Source organism: Mycobacterium sp. NGS57 (assembly GCF_059812405.1).
Map to the genome: position 1 here is coordinate 547,286 of NZ_JCALCP010000001.1, position 19,225 is coordinate 566,510.

Here is a 19,225-nt window from a genome sequence, read left to right on the forward strand (position 1 = left end):
AGGCCAGCTATCCGTGCGCGCCGTTGACGCCGAACAGGATTCCGCGCTGGCCGCCGAGGCCATTTGGATGGCCGCCCCTGCCGCCGTTGCCGATCAACTGCGCGTTGCCACCGTTGCCGGCGTTGACGTTGGCATCGCCTCCGGCCCCGCCGTCGCCGATCAGCCCGGCCTGGCCACCGTTCCCGCCGATGCCGCCCATCGGGGCGGCGCCACCGGCACCGCCGTTGCCGTAGAGCAACCCGCCGGTGCCGCCGGCTCCCGCCTGGCCGGCGTTGAATTCGACGCCGCCGCCGCCGCCGTTACCGATGAAGAAGGCCCTGCCGCCGTTGCCGGCGCCGCCGAGGGAGCTGCCGCCGCCGTCACCGCCGTTTCCGTACAGCAGTCCGCCGTTGCCTCCGGCGCCGCCGGCCCCCATGCCGTTGGGACTGGTACCGCCCGTGCCGCCTGCTCCGAACAGCAACGCCGAGCCGCCGAGACCGCCGGCACCGCCCCCGCCGCCGCTGGCGCCGCCTGCGCCGCCATTTCCGAAGAAGAACCCGCCCGTGCCGCCCGCACCGCCATTAGCACCCAGCCCACCTGTGCCGCCGGCCCCGCCGAAACCGACGAACCCCGCGTCGCCGCCGCGGCCGCCGTTCTGACCGGCGACCGTGCCGGCGCCGCCCGCGCCGCCGTTGCCGAACAGGATTCCGCCGGCCTCGCCGGCCTGGCCGGGCGCGCCGTTGTTCCCGTCGCCGAGCAGGGGACGGCCCAGCAGTAGCCGGGTGGGAGTGTTGATCGCGTCGAGCAGCGCCTGCAGGGGGTTGGCGGCGGCCGCCTCCGTGGCCGCGTACGCCTGCGCGCCGCCGAAGAGGGTCTGCACGAATTGGTCGTGGAAGGCCGCGGCCTCGGCGCTCAGCGCCTGATAGCTCTGGGCGTGGGCGCCGAATAGCGCCGCGACAGCAGTCGATACCTCGTCGGCGCCCGCGGCTACCACCGCGGTGGTCTGGGCCGCCGCCGCGGAGTTCACCTCGCTAATTGCCGAACCGATGCGCGCCAGATTCCCGGCCGCGCCCGACAGCAACCCCGTATCAGCGACTAAAAATGACATTCCGCACCTCCGGTGAAGCCCCAGCAACGCAAAATTCTACCGCTATTCGGGCCGGCGCGGGAGGGCAATCAGTGCCGGGAGCACGGTGAATTTAGTTGCACACGTACATATTTCACTGTGGGTTCAATACGCACGGTTCATATTCGGTGCGCATCTGAGAGATATGTGAATTCAGGCGTTGGCAAATTCGCTCGGAAAGCCAGGCGACCGCGCCCGCTCCGACGTACGCTCGGGCAGACGTGAGTACCCAAGACCTGACCAACGAGACCTTCAAGCGCACCGTCTACGGCAACGACAACGTGCTCGTCTACTTTTGGGCGCCGCTGTGCGCGCCCTGCGAGGTGTTCGGCCCCACCTACGACGCGTCGGCGGACGAACACCCCGACATCGTCCACGGCAAGGTCAACTACGAAACCGAGCAACAACTGGTCGGCGCCGCCCAGGTCACGCTGCTGCCCACGCTGATGGCCTTCCGCAAGGGCAAGCTGGTGTTCAAGCAGGCCGGCATCGCCAACCCCGCGGTCATGGACGACCTGGTGCGCCACCTGCGGGCCTACCGGGTCGATCCGGCCGAGATTCGGCGCGACCTGATCTGAGCCGGGAACATCACGCCGGTCGCCTACGTTAGGCCGGTTGTGACAACACGTGATCTCACTGCCGAGCAGTTCAACGAAACCATCGAGGGCAACGACATCGTGCTCGTCGACTTCTGGGCCTCCTGGTGCGGCCCCTGCCGCCAGTTCGCGCCGACGTTCCAGGCGTCCTCGGAGAAGCACCCCGACATCGTCTACGCCAAGGTCGACACCGAAGCCGAACAGCAGCTCGCGGCGGCCGCCCAGATCCAGTCCATCCCGACGCTGATGGCGTTCAAGAAGGGCAAGCTGCTGTTCAACCAGCCCGGGGCGCTGCCCCCGGCGGCCCTGGAGGACCTGGTGCAGCAAATCAAGGACTTCGACATCGACGCGGCGGTGCAGGCCGAGCAGTCCTGATCTTCCCGATACCACCCGCCCGGGCGGTACGCGTTACCTTTCACGGGTGAGTTTGGTACTGGTAGAGCAACCGCGGCCCGGCGTCGCGCTGATAACCCTCAATCGGCCCGAGCGGATGAACTCCATGGCGTTCGACGTCATGGTGCCGCTCAAGGAGGCCCTCGAGCAGGTCACCTACGACAATTCCGTGCGGGTCGTCGTGCTGACCGGGGCGGGCCGGGGGTTCTCCTCGGGCGCCGACCACAAGTCGGCGGGCGCGGTCCCCCACATCGACGGGCTGACCCGCCCGACCTACGCGCTGCGCTCCATGGAGGTGCTCGACGACGTGATTTTGGCGCTGCGCCGGCTGCATCAGCCGGTGATCGCCGCGGTCAACGGCCCGGCCATCGGGGGCGGGCTGTGCCTGGCGTTGGCGGCCGACATCCGGGTGGCCTCGACCAGCGCGTATTTCCGGGCGGCGGGCATCAACAACGGCCTGACCGCCAGCGAATTGGGGCTGTCCTACCTGTTGCCGCGGGCCATCGGCTCGTCGCGCGCGTTCGAGATCATGCTGACCGGCCGCGACGTCACCGCCGAGGAAGCCGAACGCATCGGACTGGTTTCCTGCCAGGTGCCGGAGGCTCAGCTGCTGGACACCTGCTACGCGATCGCCGCGCGCATCGCGGCCTTCTCGCGGCCGGGAACCGAGTTGACCAAGCGCACACTGTGGAGTGGACTGGACGCCGGTAGCCTGGAAGGGCACATGCAAGCCGAAGGCCTGGGACAGCTGTTCGTCCGCCTCCTCACCGCCAACTTCGAAGAAGCGGTTGCCGCGCGCGCGGAGAAGAGGCCGCCGGTGTTCACCGACGATAAATAGTCAGGCGCAGGGAGCGGAATCGTGATCACGGCCACGGACCTGGAGGTCCGCGCGGGTGCGCGCATCCTGCTCGCACCGGACGGTCCGGACCTGCGCGTGCAACCCGGCGACCGCATCGGGTTGGTCGGCCGTAACGGCGCCGGCAAGACCACCACCCTGCGCATCCTGGCCGGCGAGACCGAGCCGTACGCCGGGTCGATCGTGCGCGCCGGCGAAATCGGTTATCTGCCACAGGATCCCAAAGAAGGCGATCTCGACGTGCTGGCCCGCGACCGGGTGCTGTCGGCGCGCGGGCTCGACGTGTTGCTCACCGATTTGGAAAAGCAGCAGGCGCTGATGGCCGAGGTCGCCGACGACGACGCGCGCGACCGCGCGATCCGTCGCTACGGGCAGCTGGAGGAACGGTTCGTGGCGCTGGGCGGTTACGGCGCCGAAAGCGAGGCCGGCCGGATCTGCGCGAGTCTGGGCCTGCCGGAACGGGTGCTGACGCAGCAGCTGCGCACGCTGTCCGGCGGGCAGCGCCGCCGGGTCGAGCTGTCGCGCATCCTGTTCGCCGCGTCGGACTCCGGCGCCGGGTCGTCGACGACGCTGCTGCTCGACGAGCCGACCAACCACCTCGACGCCGATTCGCTTGGCTGGCTGCGCGATTTCCTGCGGGCACACACCGGCGGGCTGGTGCTGATCAGCCACAACGTCGAGCTGCTCGCCGACGTCGTCAACCGGGTGTGGTTTCTGGACGCGGTGCGCGGCGAGGTCGACGTCTACAACATGGGCTGGCAGAAGTACCTGGACGCCCGCGCCACCGACGAGCAGCGCCGCCGCCGCGAACGCGCCAACGCCGAACGCAAGGCCGCCGCGCTGCGCACGCAGGCCGCCAAGCTGGGCGCCAAGGCCACCAAAGCCGTTGCGGCCCAGAACATGCTGCGTCGCGCCGACCGGATGATGGCCGCGCTCGACGAGGAGCGCGTCGCCGACAAGGTGGCCCGGATCAAGTTCCCCACCCCGGCCGCGTGCGGGCGCACGCCGCTGGTCGCCAAGGGGCTGAGCAAGTCCTACGGCTCGCTGGAGGTGTTCAGCGGCGTCGATCTGGCCATCGACCGCGGCTCCCGGGTGGTGGTGCTGGGTCTCAACGGCGCCGGCAAGACCACGCTGCTGCGCCTGCTCGCCGGCGTCGAAACCCCCGACAGCGGGGGCCTGGAACCCGGGCACGGCTTGCGGATCGGGTATTTCGCGCAGGAGCACGACACGCTCGACACCGACGCGACCGTCTGGGAGAACATCCGCCACGCCGCGCCCGAGTCCGGCGAACAGGAGCTGCGGGGCCTGTTGGGCGCGTTCATGTTCAGCGGTGCGCAGCTCGACCAGCCGGCGGGGACGCTGTCGGGCGGCGAGAAGACCCGCCTCGCGCTGGCCGGTCTGGTCGCGTCCACCGCCAACGTGTTGTTGCTCGACGAGCCGACCAACAACCTCGACCCCGCGTCGCGCGAGCAGGTGCTCGACGCGCTGCGCAGCTATCGCGGCGCGGTGGTACTGGTTACGCACGACCCGGGAGCCGCGGAGGCCCTCGACCCGCAACGCGTCGTGTTGTTGCCCGACGGCACCGAGGACTATTGGTCCGACGAGTACCGGGATCTCATCGAGCTGGCGTAAATTTCAGCCAAACTCGCACGCGATCGACGGCGCGTTCCTACTCTGTCTGCTGGGGATCGAGTCCAGCGGGGGAGGACCATTGGGGACGCTGAAGAGCGCATCGAAAAAGCCGAAGAAGACGCGCGAGCAGCTGTTGGGTGAGTTACGCAACGCCTACGAGGGCGGTGCCAGCATCCGCGCTCTGGCCGTCAGCACCGGCAAGTCGTACGGGTCGGTTCACAGCATGCTGCTCGAGTCCGGCGCCACGCTGCGCGGCCGCGGCGGACCCAACCACACCTCGCGGCGGCCCAAGTCCACGCGAGCGTAGCGTCACTGCGAAAGTTCGTCCCCTCATTCGCAGTGGCGCTACGCTCGCCGTCCAAATCAGTTGCGCCGCAACGACTTTTCCACCAGATCCAGCACGGCGGACAGCCGCAGCGGATCCTCGCCGGACGCCAGCCGGGCCACCAGGCCGTCGAGCACCAGCTCCAGGTAGCACTGCAAGACGTCGCCGGGGACGTCGTCGCGCACCCGCTGCGCCTCCTTCTGGCGGCGCAGCCGGTCTGTCGTCGCCGCCGCCAGCTCGGCCGATCGCTCCGCCCAGCCGCGGCTGAAAACGGGGTCGTTGCGCAACTTGCGCGCGATCTCCAATCGGGTAGCCAGCCAGTCGAATTGGTCGGGCGCGGCGAGCATGTCGCGCATCACCTGGATGAGGCCCTCGCGGGACGCCACATCGGCCATCCGCTCGGCGTCCTCGTGGGCCAGCGCGAAAAACAGGGCGTCCTTGTCCCGGAAGTGGTGAAAGATCGCACCCCGCGACAGGCCGACCGCCTTCTCCAGCCGGCGCACCGTGGCCTTGTCGTAGCCGTACTCGGCGAAGCAGCGGCGGGCGCCGTCGAGGATCTGACGGCGCCGGGCCGCCAGATGGTCCTCGCTGACTTTCGGCATGGCCAGGGCCCGGCTCGCCGCCGGGCTAGCCCGACTTCAGCATGTTGCGCAGCACGTACTGCAGGATGCCGCCGTTGCGGTAGTAGTCGGCCTCGCCGGGGGTGTCGATGCGCACCACCGCGTCGAACTCGACTGGATCGCCGGAGTCCTTGCTGGCCTTGACCTTCACCGTCTTCGGCGTCTTGCCGTCGTTGATCGCCTCGATGCCGGTGATGTCGAAGACCTCGGTGCCGTCGAGTCCCAGGTCCTGCGCCGACTTGCCGTCGGGGAACTGCAGCGGGATGACGCCCATGCCGATCAGGTTGGACCGGTGGATGCGCTCGAAGGACTCGGCGATCACCGCCCGCACGCCAAGCAGCAGCGTGCCCTTGGCCGCCCAGTCGCGCGAGGAACCCGACCCGTACTCCGTGCCGCCCAGCACCACCAGCGGAATATCTTGCGCGGCATAGTTTTGCGCCGCGTCGTAGATGAACGCCTGCGGCGCGTCATCCTGGGTGAAGTCGCGGGTGTAGCCGCCGGCCACGTCGTTCAGCAACAGGTTGCGCAGCCGGATGTTGGCGAACGTGCCGCGGATCATCACCTCGTGGTTGCCGCGCCGCGAGCCGAAGGAGTTGTAGTCCTTGCGCTCCACGCCGTGCTCGTCGAGGTACTGCGCCGCGGGGGTGCCGGGTTTGATGCTGCCGGCGGGGGAGATGTGGTCGGTGGTCACCGAATCGCCGAGCAGCGCCAGCACCCGGGCGCCGGTGATGTCGGCGACCGGTTCGGGGTCGGCCGACATCCCCTCGAAGTACGGGGGCTTGCGCACGTACGTCGAATCCTCGTCCCACTCAAAGGTATTGCCGCTGGGCGTGGGCAGGTTGCGCCAGCGCTCGTCGCCCTTGAACACGTCGGCGTAGTTCTTGGTGAACATCTCCTGGCTGATCGCCGAGGCGATGGTGTCGGAGACGTCCTTCTGCGACGGCCAGATGTCCTTGAGATAGACGTCCTTGCCTTCGTTATCAGTACCGAGCGGCTCCTCGTCGAAGTCGAAGTCCATGGTCCCCGCCAGCGCGTAGGCGACCACCAGCGGCGGCGACGCCAGGTAGTTCATCTTTACGTCGGGGTTGATGCGGCCCTCGAAGTTGCGGTTGCCCGAGAGCACGGCAGCCACCGAAAGGTCGTTGTCGTTGATCGCCTTCGAGATCTCGTCGGGCAGCGGCCCGGAGTTGCCGATGCACGTCGTGCAGCCGTAGCCGACCAGATAGAAGCCGAGCTTCTCCAGGTAGGGCCACAGGCCGGCCTTGTCGTAGTAGTCGTGCACGACCTGCGAGCCGGGCGCCATCGTGGTCTTCACCCAGGGCTTGGACGCCAGCCCCTTCTCGACGGCGTTGCGCGCCAACAGCGCGGCGCCCAGCATCACCTCGGGATTGGAGGTGTTGGTGCACGACGTGACCGCGGCGATCACCACCGCGCCGTGGTCGAGCTCGAACTCGCCCAGTTCGTCGGATTTCACCGCGACCGGGTTGCTCACCCGGCCCTTGGCGTGCCGGGCCGCCGACTCCACGGGCTTGTGGTCGTCGGCGTGGCCGTTGCTCAGCGCGCCCGGGTCGCTGGCCGGGAACGTCTCGTCGACCGCCTCGTCCAGCTTGGAGTAGTCCTGCTTGTCGGGGTCGTCGCCGACGTAGTTCGGAATCTGCTCGCGGAACGTGGATTTGGCGTCCGACAACGCGATGCGGTCCTGCGGTCGCTTGGGCCCGGCGATCGACGGCACCACGTCGGACAGGTCGAGCTCGATGTATTCGGAGAACGCGGGCTCGTGCTTGGGGTCGTGCCACATGCCCTGTTCCTTGGCGTAGGCCTCGACGAGCGCCAGCTGTTCCTCGTTGCGGCCGGTGAAGCGCAGATAGGAGATGGTCTCCTCGTCGATCGGGAAAATCGCTGCGGTGGAACCGAATTCGGGGCTCATGTTGCCCAGGGTGGCGCGGTTGGCCAGCGGCACCTCGGCCACGCCCTCGCCGTAGAACTCGACGAACTTGCCGACCACGCCGTGCTTGCGCAGCATCTCGGTCACGGTCAGCACGACGTCGGTGGCCGTCACGCCGGCCTGGATCTCGCCGGTCAGCTTGAAGCCGACGACGCGTGGGATCAGCATCGACACCGGCTGGCCGAGCATCGCGGCCTCCGCCTCGATGCCGCCCACGCCCCAGCCGAGCACGCCGAGACCGTTGACCATCGTGGTGTGCGAGTCGGTGCCCACACAGGTGTCCGGGTAGGCCACGCCATCGCGGTCCATCACCACGCTGGCCAGGTACTCGATGTTGACCTGGTGCACGATGCCGGTGCCCGGGGGCACCACCTTGAAGTCGTCGAAAGCGCCCTGCCCCCAACGCAGGAACTGGTAGCGCTCGCCGTTGCGCTCGTACTCGATCTCGACGTTGCGCTCGAAGGCGTTGGCGGTGCCGAACAGGTCGGCGATCACCGAGTGGTCGATCACCAGATCGGCCGGCGCCAGCGGGTTGACCTTCTCCGCGTTGCCGCCCAACTCGCCGATGGCCTCGCGCATGGTGGCCAGGTCGACGATGCACGGCACGCCGGTGAAGTCCTGCATCACCACGCGCGCCGGGGTGTACTGGATCTCAATGCTGGGCTCCGCCTTGGGATCCCAGTTCGCGATGGCCTCGATGTGGTCCTTGGTGATGTTGTGGCCGTCCTCGTTGCGCAGCAGGTTCTCGGCGAGGACCTTGAGGCTGTAGGGGAGTTTCTCGGTGTTGGGAACGGCGTCCAGGCGATAGATCTGGTAACTCTTGTCGCCGACCTTGAGGGTGTCGCGGGCTCCGAACGAGTTCACAGATTCTTTGCTAGTCACTTCAACTCCCAAGGATTAAATTCTTCCGCCGGCGGGCTGTGTCGGCGGCGCGGTGCAACTTTAACAGTACGCTTGTCCTGCATTACGGCGGCACCTCCTAACCAGTCTTGTCTCGGAAGCCGCCCGTTTAAACCCCCGTGGATGCTCCAATCCACGCCGGCCGTCGCGCTAGAGTGACCGCCGTGACCGGGCACGAGTTCCTGCCGCTCTACATTCCGCAAGACGTCGACATGACCGCCATCAAGGCGCAGGTCGCCGCCGACGGCGTCAGCGCGCCGCCCGCCGCCATGCCCGGGCTGCTCGACGTCGTCAACCAGGCCCGTGCCGACGGCATCAACCTCAAGATCGTGCTGCTCGACCACAACCCGCCCAACGACACCCCGCTGCGCGACATCTCGACCGTCGTCGGCGCCGACTACCACGACGCCACGGTGCTGACCCTCAGCCCGAGCTACGTCGGCACCTACAGCACCCAGTTCCCGCGGGTCACGCTCGAGGCGGGCGAGGACATCGCCAAGACGGGCAACCCGGCGGTCTCGGCGCAGCACTTCCTGCACGAGCTGAACACGCCGGAGTTCCCGTGGACGGGGCTGACCATATTCCTGTTGCTCTTCGTGTTCGCGGCGGCGGTCGGCACCCGGTTACTGCAGCTGCGCAGCCGGCGCGCAGCAACGCCGGCCCGCGTGGCCGACACCCCGGCCGAAGCCCCCGGTGACGCCTAGTCACGGCGTCTAGCACCGCCATCCCGCGCCGGTCGCAGCGGCGCGCCCGCGGCCCCGAGCGCGTGCGGCAAACGGGGCAGATCACCGTTCGGTCACATTAAACGCACGTCCAGAGTGCAGTTTGTGACGATCATTTCCCCTGCGTCATGTGTGACGTACGGTGCAAATGATGCTCGTGTTGTTATGGCCGTCCCCCGTGAATGATCGTGCCTTCCCTCGCCGCCCGCGTTGAGCCGTAGGAGACCTGACTCGAATGAGACGCATCCGCTCGGGCTCCGCCGCGCGACCGGCCGCGAGGCTGGTCCGGCCGCTGCTGCCGTCGGTGCTGAGCGTGGCGATGCTGGTGTGCACCCCCGGTCTCGCGGACGCCGATCCCGCCAGGGACGACTCGGCCGGGCTGGCCACGCTGATCGCGGACGTCGCCAACGCCAACCAGCGCATGGAAGACCTGACCGCCGAGATCGAGACCGAGCAGGAAAGCGTCAACAAAGCCCTGGTCGACGTGGAGACCGCGCGGGACAACGCGGCGGCCGCCCAGCACGACGTCGACGCGAGCCGGCAGGCGGTCACCGACGCCAACACGGCGATCGCCGCGGCGCAGCGGCGCTTCGACACCTTCGCGGCGGCCACCTATATGAACGGCCCGTCGGGCGCCTACCTGACGGCGACGAGCCCCGAGGACATCATCGCCACCGAGAGCGCCTCGCGGACCCTGACCGCCAGTTCCGCGGCGGTGATGGACAAGCTGCAACGGGCCCGCACCGAGCAGGTCAACAAGGAGTCGGCGGTGCGGCTGGCCAAGCAGAAGGCCGACAAGGCCGCCGCGGACGCGAAGGCCAGCCAGGACGCCGCGGTGTCCGCGCTGACCAATTCCAAGCGCAAGTTCGACGAACAGCGCGAGCGCGCGATCCGCCTGGCCGCCCAGCGGGACGCGGCCCAGGCCAAACTCGAGGCGGCCAAGCGCGAATGGGCGGCACGCAACGGGACGCCGGCCGTTCCGGTGTCGGGCGATCGCTGGGACCCGGGCGCGCCGGCCGGCGCACCGCCCGCCGGGGGCCGCCACTGGGACGGGCTGTGGGACCCGACCCTGCCCATGGTGCCCAGCGCCAACATCCCGGGTGACCCGATCGCGGTGGTGAACCAGGTGCTCGGCATCTCGGCCACCTCGACGCAGGTCACCGCCGGCATGGGGCGCAGCTTCCTGCAGCAGCTGGGCATCCTCAAGCCCGACGACACCGGCATCACCAACGCGGCGCCCGGCCGGGCGTCCCGGATCCCGCGCGTTTACGGGCGGCAGGCCTCCGAGTACGTGATTCGGCGCGGCATGTCGCAGATCGGGGTGCCCTACTCCTGGGGCGGCGGCAACGCGGCCGGCCCGAGCAAGGGGATCGACTCCGGTGCGGGCATCACCGGATTCGACTGTTCGGGCCTGGTGCTGTACTCGTTCGCCGGGGTGGGCATCAAGCTGCCCCACTACTCGGGCTCGCAGTACAACCTGGGCCGCAAGATCCCGACCTCCCAGATGCGCCGCGGCGACGTCATCTTCTACGGCCCCGGCGGCAGCCAGCACGTGACGATCTACCTCGGCAACGGGCAGATGCTCGAGGCCCCCGACATCGGTCTGAAGGTCCGCGTGGCGCCGGTGCGCACCAGTGGCATGACGCCGTACGTGATCCGCTACATCGAATATTAACGAGGACCTATGCGCCCCAAGCGGTTTCGCCTGATCCACCTGGCCTCCAGCGCCACGGTGGTGGCCGGGATGATGCTGTCCATTGTCGGCCCGGCCGCCCCCGCCGCCGCCGACCCCGGCGGCTGGGATCCCACGTTGCCGGCCACGATCAGCGCGGGCGCCCCGGGCGACCCGCTCGCGGTCGCCAACGCCTCGTTGCAGGCCACCGCCCAGGCCACCCAGACCACGCTGGACCTGGGCCGGCAGTTCCTCGGCGGGCTCGGAATCAACCTCGGCGGCAACGACGCGCCACCCCCCGCGGCCGCCGCCAACCCCGGTGGCAAGATCCCGCGGGTCTACGGCCGGCAGGCCATCGAGTACGTCATCAAGCGCATGGGATCGCAGATGGGGGTGCCGTACTCGTGGGGCGGTGGCTCGCTGCAGGGGCCCAGCAAGGGCGTCGGCGACGGCGCCAACATCAACGGCTTCGACTGCTCGGGGTTGATGCGCTACGGCTTCGCCGGGGTCGGGGTGCTGATCCCGCGGTTCTCCGGCGACCAGTACAACGCCGGGCGCCACATCCCGCAGAACGAGGCCCGGCGCGGCGACCTGATCTTCTACGGCCCGGGCGGCGGCCAGCACGTCACCATGTACCTGGGCAACGGCCAGATGCTGGAGGCCTCCGGCAGCGCCGGCAAGGTCACCGTCAGCCCGGTGCGCAAGCCCGGCATGACGCCGTTCCTGACTAGGATCATCGAGTACTGATCGCGGGCCCGGCGGCCCATCGGCTGGGCGAGCGTCGACGGAATTACGCAGGCCTGGAATAGTTGGACGAGGGCACGTCGCTGCCCGGCAGTCGTGTCCGATTGAGTTGCGGAGGGTTCTTGATGACAACAGCAGGTGGGCCGCCTCCGGGCGCCGGCAACTACCCGGGTCAGTCTGGCCCTCCCGCGCATGAGGCGCCCCCCGGCGGCGGTAACGGCCTGGCCGCCGAGGTCCACACGCTCGAGCGGGCCATCTTCGAGGTCAAACGGATCATCGTCGGCCAGGACCAGCTCGTCGAACGGATGCTGGTCGGCCTGCTGTCCAAGGGCCACGTGCTGCTCGAGGGCGTTCCCGGTGTCGCCAAGACGCTGGCCGTGGAGACGTTCGCGCGGGTGGTCGGCGGGACGTTCGCGCGCATCCAGTTCACGCCCGACCTGGTGCCCACCGACATCGTCGGTACCCGCATCTACCGGCAGGGCAAGGAGGAGTTCGACACCGAGCTCGGCCCGGTGGTGGTCAACTTCCTGCTGGCCGACGAGATCAACCGCGCGCCGGCCAAGGTGCAGTCGGCGCTGCTGGAGGTCATGCAGGAACGCCAGGTCTCGATCGGTGGCAAGAGGTTCCCGCTGCCCAACCCGTTCCTGGTGATGGCGACGCAGAACCCGATCGAGCACGAGGGCGTCTACCCGCTGCCCGAGGCCCAGCGCGACCGCTTCCTGTTCAAGATCAACGTCGGCTACCCGACGCCCGAAGAGGAGCGCGAGATCATCTACCGGATGGGCGTGCGCCCACCGGAGCCCAAGCAGATCCTCAACACCGGCGACCTGCTGCGGCTGCAGGACATCGCGTCCAACGTCTTCGTCCACCACGCGCTGGTCGACTACGTTGTGCGCGTGGTCACCGCCACCCGGCACCCCGAGCAGCTGGGCATGAACGACGTCAAGACCTGGATCTCGTTCGGCGCGTCTCCGCGCGCCTCGCTGGGCATCATCGCCGGGGCGCGCTCGCTGGCCCTGGTGCGCGGGCGCGACTACGTCATCCCGCAGGATGTCGTGGAGGTCATCCCCGACGTGCTGCGGCACCGCCTGGTGTTGACCTACGACGCGCTGGCCGACGAGATCTCGCCCGAGATCGTCATCAACCGCGTCCTGCAGACGGTCGCCCTGCCGCAGGTGAATGCCATTCCGCAGCAAGGTCATTCGGTGCCGCCGGTGATGCAGGCCGCGGGCGCGGCCAGCGGTCGGTGACCGATACGCCTCCCGCCGGGAAGTCCGCGGCCAACCCTCCGCCGTCGTTCCAGCGCGGGCAGATCGACGACCCGAAGCTGTCGGCGGCGCTGCGCACGCTCGAGCTCACCGTCAAGCGCAAGCTCGACGGCGTCCTGCACGGCGACCACCTCGGCCTGATCCCGGGGCCGGGCAGCGAGCCGGGGGAGTCGCGCGAGTACCAGCCCGGCGACGACGTCCGGCGCATGGACTGGGCCGTCACCGCGCGCACCACCCACCCGCACGTCCGGCAGATGATCGCCGACCGCGAGCTGGAGACCTGGCTGGTGATCGACATGTCGGCCAGCCTGGACTTCGGCACCACGGTGTGCGAAAAGCGCGACCTGGCCGTGGCGGCCGCGGCGGCGATCACCTTCCTCAACAGCGGCGGCGGCAACCGGCTGGGCGCGATCGTGTCCACCGGCGCCACCATGACGCGCGTGCCGGCCCGCTCGGGGCGCCAGCACGAGCAGACGTTGCTGCGCACCATCGCGACGACGCCCAAGGCGCCGGTCGGCGTGCGCGGTGATCTGGCGACCGCCATCGACGCGCTGCGGCGGCCCGAACGCCGCCGCGGCATGGCGGTGATCATCAGCGACTTCCTCGGGCCGATCAACTGGATGCGCCCGCTGCGCGCGATCGCGGCCCGGCACGAGGTGCTGGCCATCGAGGTGCTCGATCCGCGCGACGTCGAGTTGCCCGACGTCGGCGACGTCGTGTTGCAGGACGCCGAGTCCGGCGTCACCCGCGAGTTCACCATCGACGCGCAGCTGCGCGACGACTTCGCCAAGGCCGCCGCGGCGCATCGCGCGGAGGTGGCCCGCACGATCCGCAGTTGCGGGGCCCCGGTGCTGACGCTGCGCACCGACCGCGACTGGATCGGCGATATCGTCCGCTTCGTCGAGTCCCGCCGGCGCGGGGCCCTGGCCGGGCGGCAGTGACTCGGATATGACCTTGCCCCTGCTGGGCCCGATGACCTTGTCGGGCTTCGCGCATTCGTGGTTCTTCCTTTTTCTGTTCGTCGTCGCCGGGTTGGCCGCGCTGTACATCGTGCTGCAGCTGGCGCGGCAGCGGCGGATGCTGCGGTTTGCGAACATGGAGCTGCTGGAAAGCGTTGCGCCGCAGCGGCCTTCGCGCTGGCGGCACGTGCCGGCGATCCTGCTGGTGTTGTCCCTGGTGTTCTTCACCGTCGCGATGGCGGGACCGACCAACGACGTGCGGATACCGCGCAACCGCGCGGTGGTGATGCTGGTGATCGACGTGTCGCAGTCGATGCGCGCGACCGACGTGCAGCCCAACCGGATGGCCGCCGCGCAGGAGGCGGCCAAGGCGTTCGCCGACGAGCTGACCCCGGGGATCAACCTGGGCCTGATCGAGTACGCGGGCACCGCGACCGTGTTGGTGTCGCCGACCACCAACCGGGAGGCGACCAAGAACGCGCTGGACAAGCTGCAGTTCGCCGACCGCACGGCCACCGGGGAGGGCATCTTCACCGCGTTGCAGGCCATCGCCACGGTCGGCGCGGTGATCGGCGGCGGCGACACGCCGCCGCCGGCGCGCGTCGTGTTGTTCTCCGACGGCAAGGAGACGATGCCGACCAACCCCGACAACCCCAAAGGTGCGTTCACCGCCGCGCGCACCGCCAAGGACCAGGGCGTGCCGATCTCGACGATCTCGTTCGGCACGCCCTACGGGTTCGTCGAGATCAACGACCAGCGCCAGCCCGTCCCGGTCGACGACTCCACCATGAAGAAGGTCGCCGAGCTGTCGGGGGGGAACTGGTACAACGCCGCGAGCCTGGCCGAGCTGAAGGCGGTGTACGCGTCGCTGCAGCAGCAGATCGGCTTCGAGACGATCAAGGGCGACGCCAGCGCGAGCTGGTTGCGGCTGGGCGCGCTGGTGCTGGCGCTGGCGGCCGTCGCGGCGCTGCTGATCAACCGCCGGCTTCCCACCTAGTTGCTTTTTCGCGAGCCGAACCTGGCTGCTATTTCGGGCGGCGGGTTTCGCAGTGCGGTTGGGTTCGTGATGCCCGTGCTGCGCGGACTCGCTGAATGATGTCCGCGGGATGATCCCTGGCGATGACACGGATCACAATCCACCCGTAACGGTGTGTCAGCGTCTCGTGCCTGCGGATGTCTTTCCGAACGTGGTACGGGTCGGTCAGGTGATGACCCCCGTCGTACTCGGCCGCGACTTTGATCTCCTCCCAGCCCATATCCAAATATGCTTCCGCCCAACCCCATTCGTTGCGGACCGCGATCTGTGTCCGGGGGCGCGGAAAACCCGCGCGAATCAGCAACAGTCGTAGCCAGGTTTCTTTCGGCGACTGAGCGCCGCCGTCGACGAGGTCGAGAGCGGCGCGCGCGGACTTGATGCCACGGCGGCCCCGATAGCGCTCGACCAACAGCTCGACGTCAGCCATTTTCACATCGGTGGCCTGCACCAGGGCGTCGACCGCGGCGACTGCGGAGTCCAGCGGCAATCGGCTGGCGAGGTCGAGGGCCGTCCGCTCACGCGTAGTGACGCGCATGCCGTCGATCAGACAGATCTCGTCTTGCTCGATGCGGTCTTCCCAGGTTTGGACTCCCGGCTCGCGGCGACTGTTGGCATAGATGACCGCTGCGGGAAGGTCCGCGCCGATCCACTTGGCGCCATGAAGAGCGGACGCCGAGTAGCCCGCCAGCACGCCGCGCTGTCGCGAGCGCAGCCACAGCGCCTTTGCCCGCAATTTCGCGGTGATCTGCGAATCCCTCGGCACATACACGTCTTTGTGGACAGCGACGTACCGGCTGCGCAGTTGGTAGGGCGTCAGCGTGCCCGCAGATAGGGCCTGGCTGCCCATAAAGGGATCTGTCATGGCCGAAAGTGTGCTGCGCCACACCGACACCTCTTCGCGAGCCGAACCAGGCTGCGAAATTCGATGCCCAAGTTCGCAGCCTGGTTCGGCTGGCGGATAGCTAAGGCGATAGGTTGGCCGGGTGACTGACGCAGCCACCAATAGACCCGCATTCGTGTCTCGCTCCGTCCTGGTGACGGGCGGAAACCGGGGGATCGGGCTGGCGATCGCACAGCGGCTGGCCGCCGACGGCCACAAGGTGGCCGTCACGCACCGCGGCTCCGGGGCGCCCGACGGGCTGTTCGGCGTCGAGTGCGACGTCACCGACAACGACGCCGTCGACCGCGCCTTCACAGAGGTCGAGGAGCACCAGGGCGCGGTCGAGGTGCTGGTGTCCAACGCCGGCATCTCCAAGGACGCATTCCTCATCCGGATGACCGAGGAGCGGTTTGAGGAGGTCATCAACGCCAACCTCACCGGGGCGTTCCGGGTGACCCAGCGTGCGGCGCGCAGCATGCAGAAAAAGCGGTTCGGCCGGATCATCTACATCGGCTCGGTCTCCGGCAGCTGGGGCATCGGCAACCAGTCCAACTACGCGGCGGCCAAAGCCGGCCTCATCGGCATGGCCCGCTCGATCTCCCGGGAGTTGTCGAAGGCCGGGGTGACCGCGAACGTGGTCGCCCCCGGCTACATCGACACCGAGATGACCCGCGCGCTCGACGAGCGGATCCAGAAGGGAGCACTGGAATTCATTCCGGCGAAGCGGGTCGGCACCGCCGCCGAGGTCGCCGGGGTGGTCAGCTTCCTGGCCTCCGAGGACGCGAGCTACATCGCCGGTGCGGTCATCCCGGTCGACGGCGGCATGGGCATGGGCCACTGATTTCCATTACGACACAAGGTATTAAGGACGGATATGGCAGGACTGCTCGAAGGTAAACGGATTCTGGTCACCGGGATCATCACCGACTCGTCGATCGCGTTTCACATCGCGCGGGTGGCCCAGGAGCAGGGGGCCGAGCTGGTGCTGACCGGATTCGACCGGCTGCGGCTGATTCAGCGCATCGCCGACCGGCTGCCGAACAAGGCCCCGCTGATCGAGCTCGACGTGCAGGACGAGAAGCACCTGGCCACCCTGGCCGACCGGGTGACCGAGGCGATCGGCGACAAGCTTGACGGCGTGGTGCATTCGATCGGCTTCATGCCGCAGACCGGGATGGGCATCAACCCCTTCTTCGACGCGCCCTACGAGGACGTCGCCAAGGGCATCCACATCTCGGCGTATTCCTATGCATCGCTGGCCAAGGCGCTGCTGCCGATCATGAACCCCGGCGGCGGGATCGTCGGCATGGACTTCGACCCGTCGCGCGCGATGCCGGCCTACAACTGGATGACCGTCGCCAAGAGCGCGCTGGAGTCGGTGAACCGGTTCGTGGCGCGCGAGGCCGGTAAGTACGGTGTGCGGTCGAATCTGGTTGCGGCCGGGCCCATCCGGACGTTGGCGATGAGCGCCATCGTCGGCGGCGCGCTCGGTGAGGAGGCCGGCGCGCAGATTCACCTGCTCGAGGAGGGCTGGGACCAGCGCGCCCCGCTGGGATGGAACATGAAGGACGCCACCCCGGTCGCCAAGACGGTGTGCGCCCTGCTGTCCGACTGGCTGCCCGCCACCACCGGCACCGTCATCTACGCCGACGGCGGCGCCAGCACCCAATTGCTATAGGCCACAATGAATTTTGACGCCGTCCTGCTGCTGTCCTTCGGCGGACCGGAGGGCCCCGAGCAGGTGCGGCCGTTCCTGGAGAACGTCACCCGCGGCCGCAACGTGCCGCCCGAACGCCTCGACGACGTCGCCGAGCACTACCTGCATTTCGGCGGCGTCTCCCCGATCAACGGCATTAACCGCGCGCTGATCGCGCAGCTGCAGGCCGAGCAGGACCTACCGGTCTACTTCGGTAACCGCAACTGGGAACCCTACGTCGAGGACACCGTTACCACCATGCGGGACAACGGTGTTCGTCGTGCCGCGGTGTTCACCACGTCGGCGTGGAGCGGCTATTCCAGCTGCACGCAGTACGTCGAGGACATCGCCAGGGCGCGCCGCGCGGCGGGGACCGACGCGCCCGAATTGATCAAGCTGCGGCCGTATTTCGATCACCCGCTCTTCGTGGAGATGTTCGCCGACGCCATCGCGGCGGCGGCCGCCACGGTGCCCGGCGACGCGCGGCTGGTGTTCACCGCGCACTCGGTCCCGGTGGCCGCCGACGAGCGCTGCGGTCCACGGCTGTACAGTCGCCAAGTCGCCTATGCCGCAAGGCTTGTCGCCGCGGCCGCCGGATACACCGACTACGACCTGGTCTGGCAGTCGCGGTCGGGCCCGCCGCACGTTCCGTGGCTGGAGCCCGATGTCGCCGATCACCTCACCCGCCTGACGGCGAAGGCGCTCGTCGTCTGCCCGATCGGGTTCGTCGCCGACCACATCGAGGTGGTCTGGGATCTCGACCACGAGCTGCGCGCCCAGGCCGGGGCCGCCGGAATCGCCTTTGCCAGGGCCGCAACGCCCAACGCCGACCGGCGCTTCGCCCGGCTGGCCACCGACCTGATCGACGAACTGCGCCACGGCCGGGCACCGGCGCGGGTGAGCGGACCCGAACCGGCGCCGGGCTGCCTGGCCAGCGTCAACGGCGAACCGTGCCGTCCGCCGCACTGCGCAGCCCGGGAAACCTAGTCGGCCCAGGCCGAGTGCAGGATCGCGGTTACCGCCGCCATCCGCGCCGAGCGCACCACCGCGGTCAGCGGCCGCAGCGCATCGCTGGCGATCTGGGCCTGCGACGACGACTGCGGGCCGATCCCGGCGAGCCCGGCGCTGACGGCGATGATCGCGTCGACGTGCGCGGCGTTCTCCAGCACCCGCAGCGCGCGCGACGGCGCGTGGTCGGGAATGCGGTGTTGCCGTGCCGATTCCAGCAGCTGTTCGACGAGCCCCCGCGGGTCGTCGACGTCGGATGCGGCGGCTCCCAGCCCGATGGTGCCAAGCGCGTCGGCGGCCGACCGAACCGCCGACCGCAACCCGTACTCGGCGTCGCCGAGCTCGTAGTGGTCCAGCACGGGCGCGCCGGGCAGCGAATACACCGTCCATGCCAGCCCGCACAGTTCGGGCACGCCGTCGTCGGCCTCGTCGAGATCGTCGTAGTTGAACTCGGGGACCAGCCCGACGGCCGCGGCGGGATCGTCGGGGTTGGCCATGATGACCGCCTCACCGGCGGCCAGGGCGTCGGACTCGAACTGCGTACCCGGGGCCAGCCCCCGCACATCGCCGGGCACGGGCAGCAAAAGATTGATCGCCCCGCGGGTGCGGGACCGGCCGACGGCCGCGCGCAGCGTCTGCAGCAGCGTGACCGTCCCCGCGTCGTGGACGTCCGGCCACGGCAGGCCGGTGTGGCCCGCGGCGACGGCATCATACGCGGTGACCGATTGCTTTGGCGCCCAGAGGGATAACGCGTCCAACACGTCGTCGGGCGCGGCCCTGCCCGCGAGCCAGGCGTTGGCCCACACGGACAGCGAGACACTGGGACACCACATGATCTCGGAGTGTAGTTGTTTGGTTCGGCAAAGTC

The 19,225-nt window shown here is 68.9% G+C and carries 18 protein-coding genes and 1 pseudogene; 14 read left to right on the plus strand and 5 right to left on the minus strand.

Annotation, left to right across the window (positions count from 1 at the left end):
• Positions 1-7 precede the first annotated feature (7 nt).
• Positions 8-1,087, minus strand: a complete 1,080-nt coding sequence (locus AC5Y43_RS02780) for a PE family protein (protein WP_499969064.1) — start codon at positions 1,085-1,087, stop codon at positions 8-10.
• 239 nt (positions 1,088-1,326) lie between these two features.
• Between AC5Y43_RS02780 and AC5Y43_RS02785 the strand changes: the two genes are divergently transcribed.
• From AC5Y43_RS02785 to AC5Y43_RS02805, 5 genes are all read left to right on the plus strand, one after another.
• Positions 1,327-1,683 (plus strand): thioredoxin family protein, encoded by a 357-nt coding sequence (locus AC5Y43_RS02785; protein ID WP_499969066.1) that lies wholly within the window; start codon positions 1,327-1,329, stop codon positions 1,681-1,683.
• A 39-nt stretch (positions 1,684-1,722) separates the two neighbouring features.
• Positions 1,723-2,076: a thioredoxin gene (trxA, locus tag AC5Y43_RS02790; protein ID WP_499969070.1), complete on the plus strand. Its 354-nt coding sequence runs from the start codon at positions 1,723-1,725 to the stop codon at positions 2,074-2,076.
• Between the two features lie 46 nt (positions 2,077-2,122).
• On the plus strand, positions 2,123-2,932 hold the full coding sequence (locus AC5Y43_RS02795) for an enoyl-CoA hydratase (RefSeq protein ID WP_499969072.1): 810 nt from the start codon (positions 2,123-2,125) through the stop codon (positions 2,930-2,932).
• Positions 2,933-2,953: 21 nt separating this feature from the next.
• Positions 2,954-4,582, plus strand: coding sequence for an ABC-F family ATP-binding cassette domain-containing protein (locus AC5Y43_RS02800; RefSeq protein ID WP_499969075.1), 1,629 nt, complete (start codon positions 2,954-2,956; stop codon positions 4,580-4,582).
• 88 nt (positions 4,583-4,670) lie between these two features.
• On the plus strand, positions 4,671-4,889 hold the full coding sequence (locus tag AC5Y43_RS02805) for a helix-turn-helix domain-containing protein (protein WP_499969399.1): 219 nt from the start codon (positions 4,671-4,673) through the stop codon (positions 4,887-4,889).
• Positions 4,890-4,945: 56 nt separating this feature from the next.
• Here the strand turns inward: AC5Y43_RS02805 and AC5Y43_RS02810 are convergent, their stop codons facing one another.
• Both AC5Y43_RS02810 and acnA read right to left on the minus strand, forming a co-directional pair.
• Positions 4,946-5,509 (minus strand): TetR/AcrR family transcriptional regulator, encoded by a 564-nt coding sequence (locus AC5Y43_RS02810; protein ID WP_499969077.1) that lies wholly within the window; start codon positions 5,507-5,509, stop codon positions 4,946-4,948.
• Positions 5,510-5,534: 25 nt separating this feature from the next.
• Complete coding sequence (acnA, locus tag AC5Y43_RS02815; RefSeq protein WP_499969079.1) at positions 5,535-8,354, minus strand: aconitate hydratase AcnA; 2,820 nt, start codon at positions 8,352-8,354, stop codon at positions 5,535-5,537.
• 182 nt (positions 8,355-8,536) lie between these two features.
• On the opposite strand from acnA, the gene AC5Y43_RS02820 reads away from it, so the two are divergent.
• The 6 genes from AC5Y43_RS02820 (at position 8,537) to AC5Y43_RS02845 (ending at position 14,734) form a co-directional block, all read left to right on the plus strand.
• On the plus strand, positions 8,537-9,076 hold the full coding sequence (locus AC5Y43_RS02820; protein ID WP_499969081.1) for an Rv1476 family membrane protein: 540 nt from the start codon (positions 8,537-8,539) through the stop codon (positions 9,074-9,076).
• A gap of 253 nt (positions 9,077-9,329) precedes the next feature.
• Positions 9,330-10,769 carry an NlpC/P60 family peptidoglycan endopeptidase RipA gene (ripA, locus tag AC5Y43_RS02825; protein ID WP_499969083.1) on the plus strand — a complete coding sequence of 480 codons (1,440 nt, stop codon included), beginning with the start codon at positions 9,330-9,332 and terminating at the stop codon, positions 10,767-10,769.
• A 9-nt stretch (positions 10,770-10,778) separates the two neighbouring features.
• Positions 10,779-11,513 (plus strand): NlpC/P60 family peptidoglycan endopeptidase RipB, encoded by a 735-nt coding sequence (gene ripB, locus AC5Y43_RS02830; protein ID WP_499969087.1) that lies wholly within the window; start codon positions 10,779-10,781, stop codon positions 11,511-11,513.
• Positions 11,514-11,635: 122 nt separating this feature from the next.
• Positions 11,636-12,760, plus strand: coding sequence for a chaperone MoxR1 (moxR1, locus tag AC5Y43_RS02835; protein WP_499969090.1), 1,125 nt, complete (start codon positions 11,636-11,638; stop codon positions 12,758-12,760).
• On the plus strand, positions 12,757-13,719 hold the full coding sequence (locus AC5Y43_RS02840) for a DUF58 domain-containing protein (protein WP_499969092.1): 963 nt from the start codon (positions 12,757-12,759) through the stop codon (positions 13,717-13,719). Before moxR1 ends, AC5Y43_RS02840 begins: the two co-directional genes overlap by 4 nt.
• Before the next feature lie 7 nt (positions 13,720-13,726).
• On the plus strand, positions 13,727-14,734 hold the full coding sequence (locus AC5Y43_RS02845) for a VWA domain-containing protein (RefSeq protein WP_499969095.1): 1,008 nt from the start codon (positions 13,727-13,729) through the stop codon (positions 14,732-14,734).
• 28 nt (positions 14,735-14,762) lie between these two features.
• Here AC5Y43_RS02845 and AC5Y43_RS02850 read toward each other — a convergent pair whose 3' ends face one another.
• Positions 14,763-15,635 carry a type IV toxin-antitoxin system AbiEi family antitoxin gene (locus AC5Y43_RS02850; RefSeq protein WP_499969097.1) on the minus strand — a complete coding sequence of 291 codons (873 nt, stop codon included), beginning with the start codon at positions 15,633-15,635 and terminating at the stop codon, positions 14,763-14,765.
• Between the two features lie 121 nt (positions 15,636-15,756).
• Here AC5Y43_RS02850 and fabG1 point away from each other — a divergent pair, with 121 nt between their 5' ends.
• The 3 genes and pseudogenes from fabG1 to AC5Y43_RS02865 form a co-directional block, all read left to right on the plus strand.
• Positions 15,757-16,494 carry a 3-oxoacyl-ACP reductase FabG1 gene (fabG1, locus tag AC5Y43_RS02855; RefSeq protein ID WP_499969099.1) on the plus strand — a complete coding sequence of 246 codons (738 nt, stop codon included), beginning with the start codon at positions 15,757-15,759 and terminating at the stop codon, positions 16,492-16,494.
• A 33-nt stretch (positions 16,495-16,527) separates the two neighbouring features.
• A complete protein-coding gene (gene inhA, locus AC5Y43_RS02860) occupies positions 16,528-17,331 on the plus strand; it encodes an NADH-dependent enoyl-ACP reductase InhA (RefSeq protein ID WP_499969101.1) in 804 nt (267 codons plus the stop codon).
• A 6-nt stretch (positions 17,332-17,337) separates the two neighbouring features.
• A pseudogene (locus AC5Y43_RS02865) lies at positions 17,338-18,361 on the plus strand (ferrochelatase); the annotation flags it as partial.
• On the opposite strand, the gene AC5Y43_RS02870 reads toward AC5Y43_RS02865, so the two are convergent.
• The gene (locus AC5Y43_RS02870) at positions 18,333-19,190 is read right to left on the minus strand and encodes an Rv1486c family protein (RefSeq protein ID WP_499969104.1); all 858 of its coding nucleotides are present in this window, start codon (positions 19,188-19,190) and stop codon (positions 18,333-18,335) included. The pseudogene AC5Y43_RS02865 and the gene AC5Y43_RS02870 overlap by 29 nt on opposite strands.
• Between the last annotated feature and the right edge of the window lie 35 nt (positions 19,191-19,225).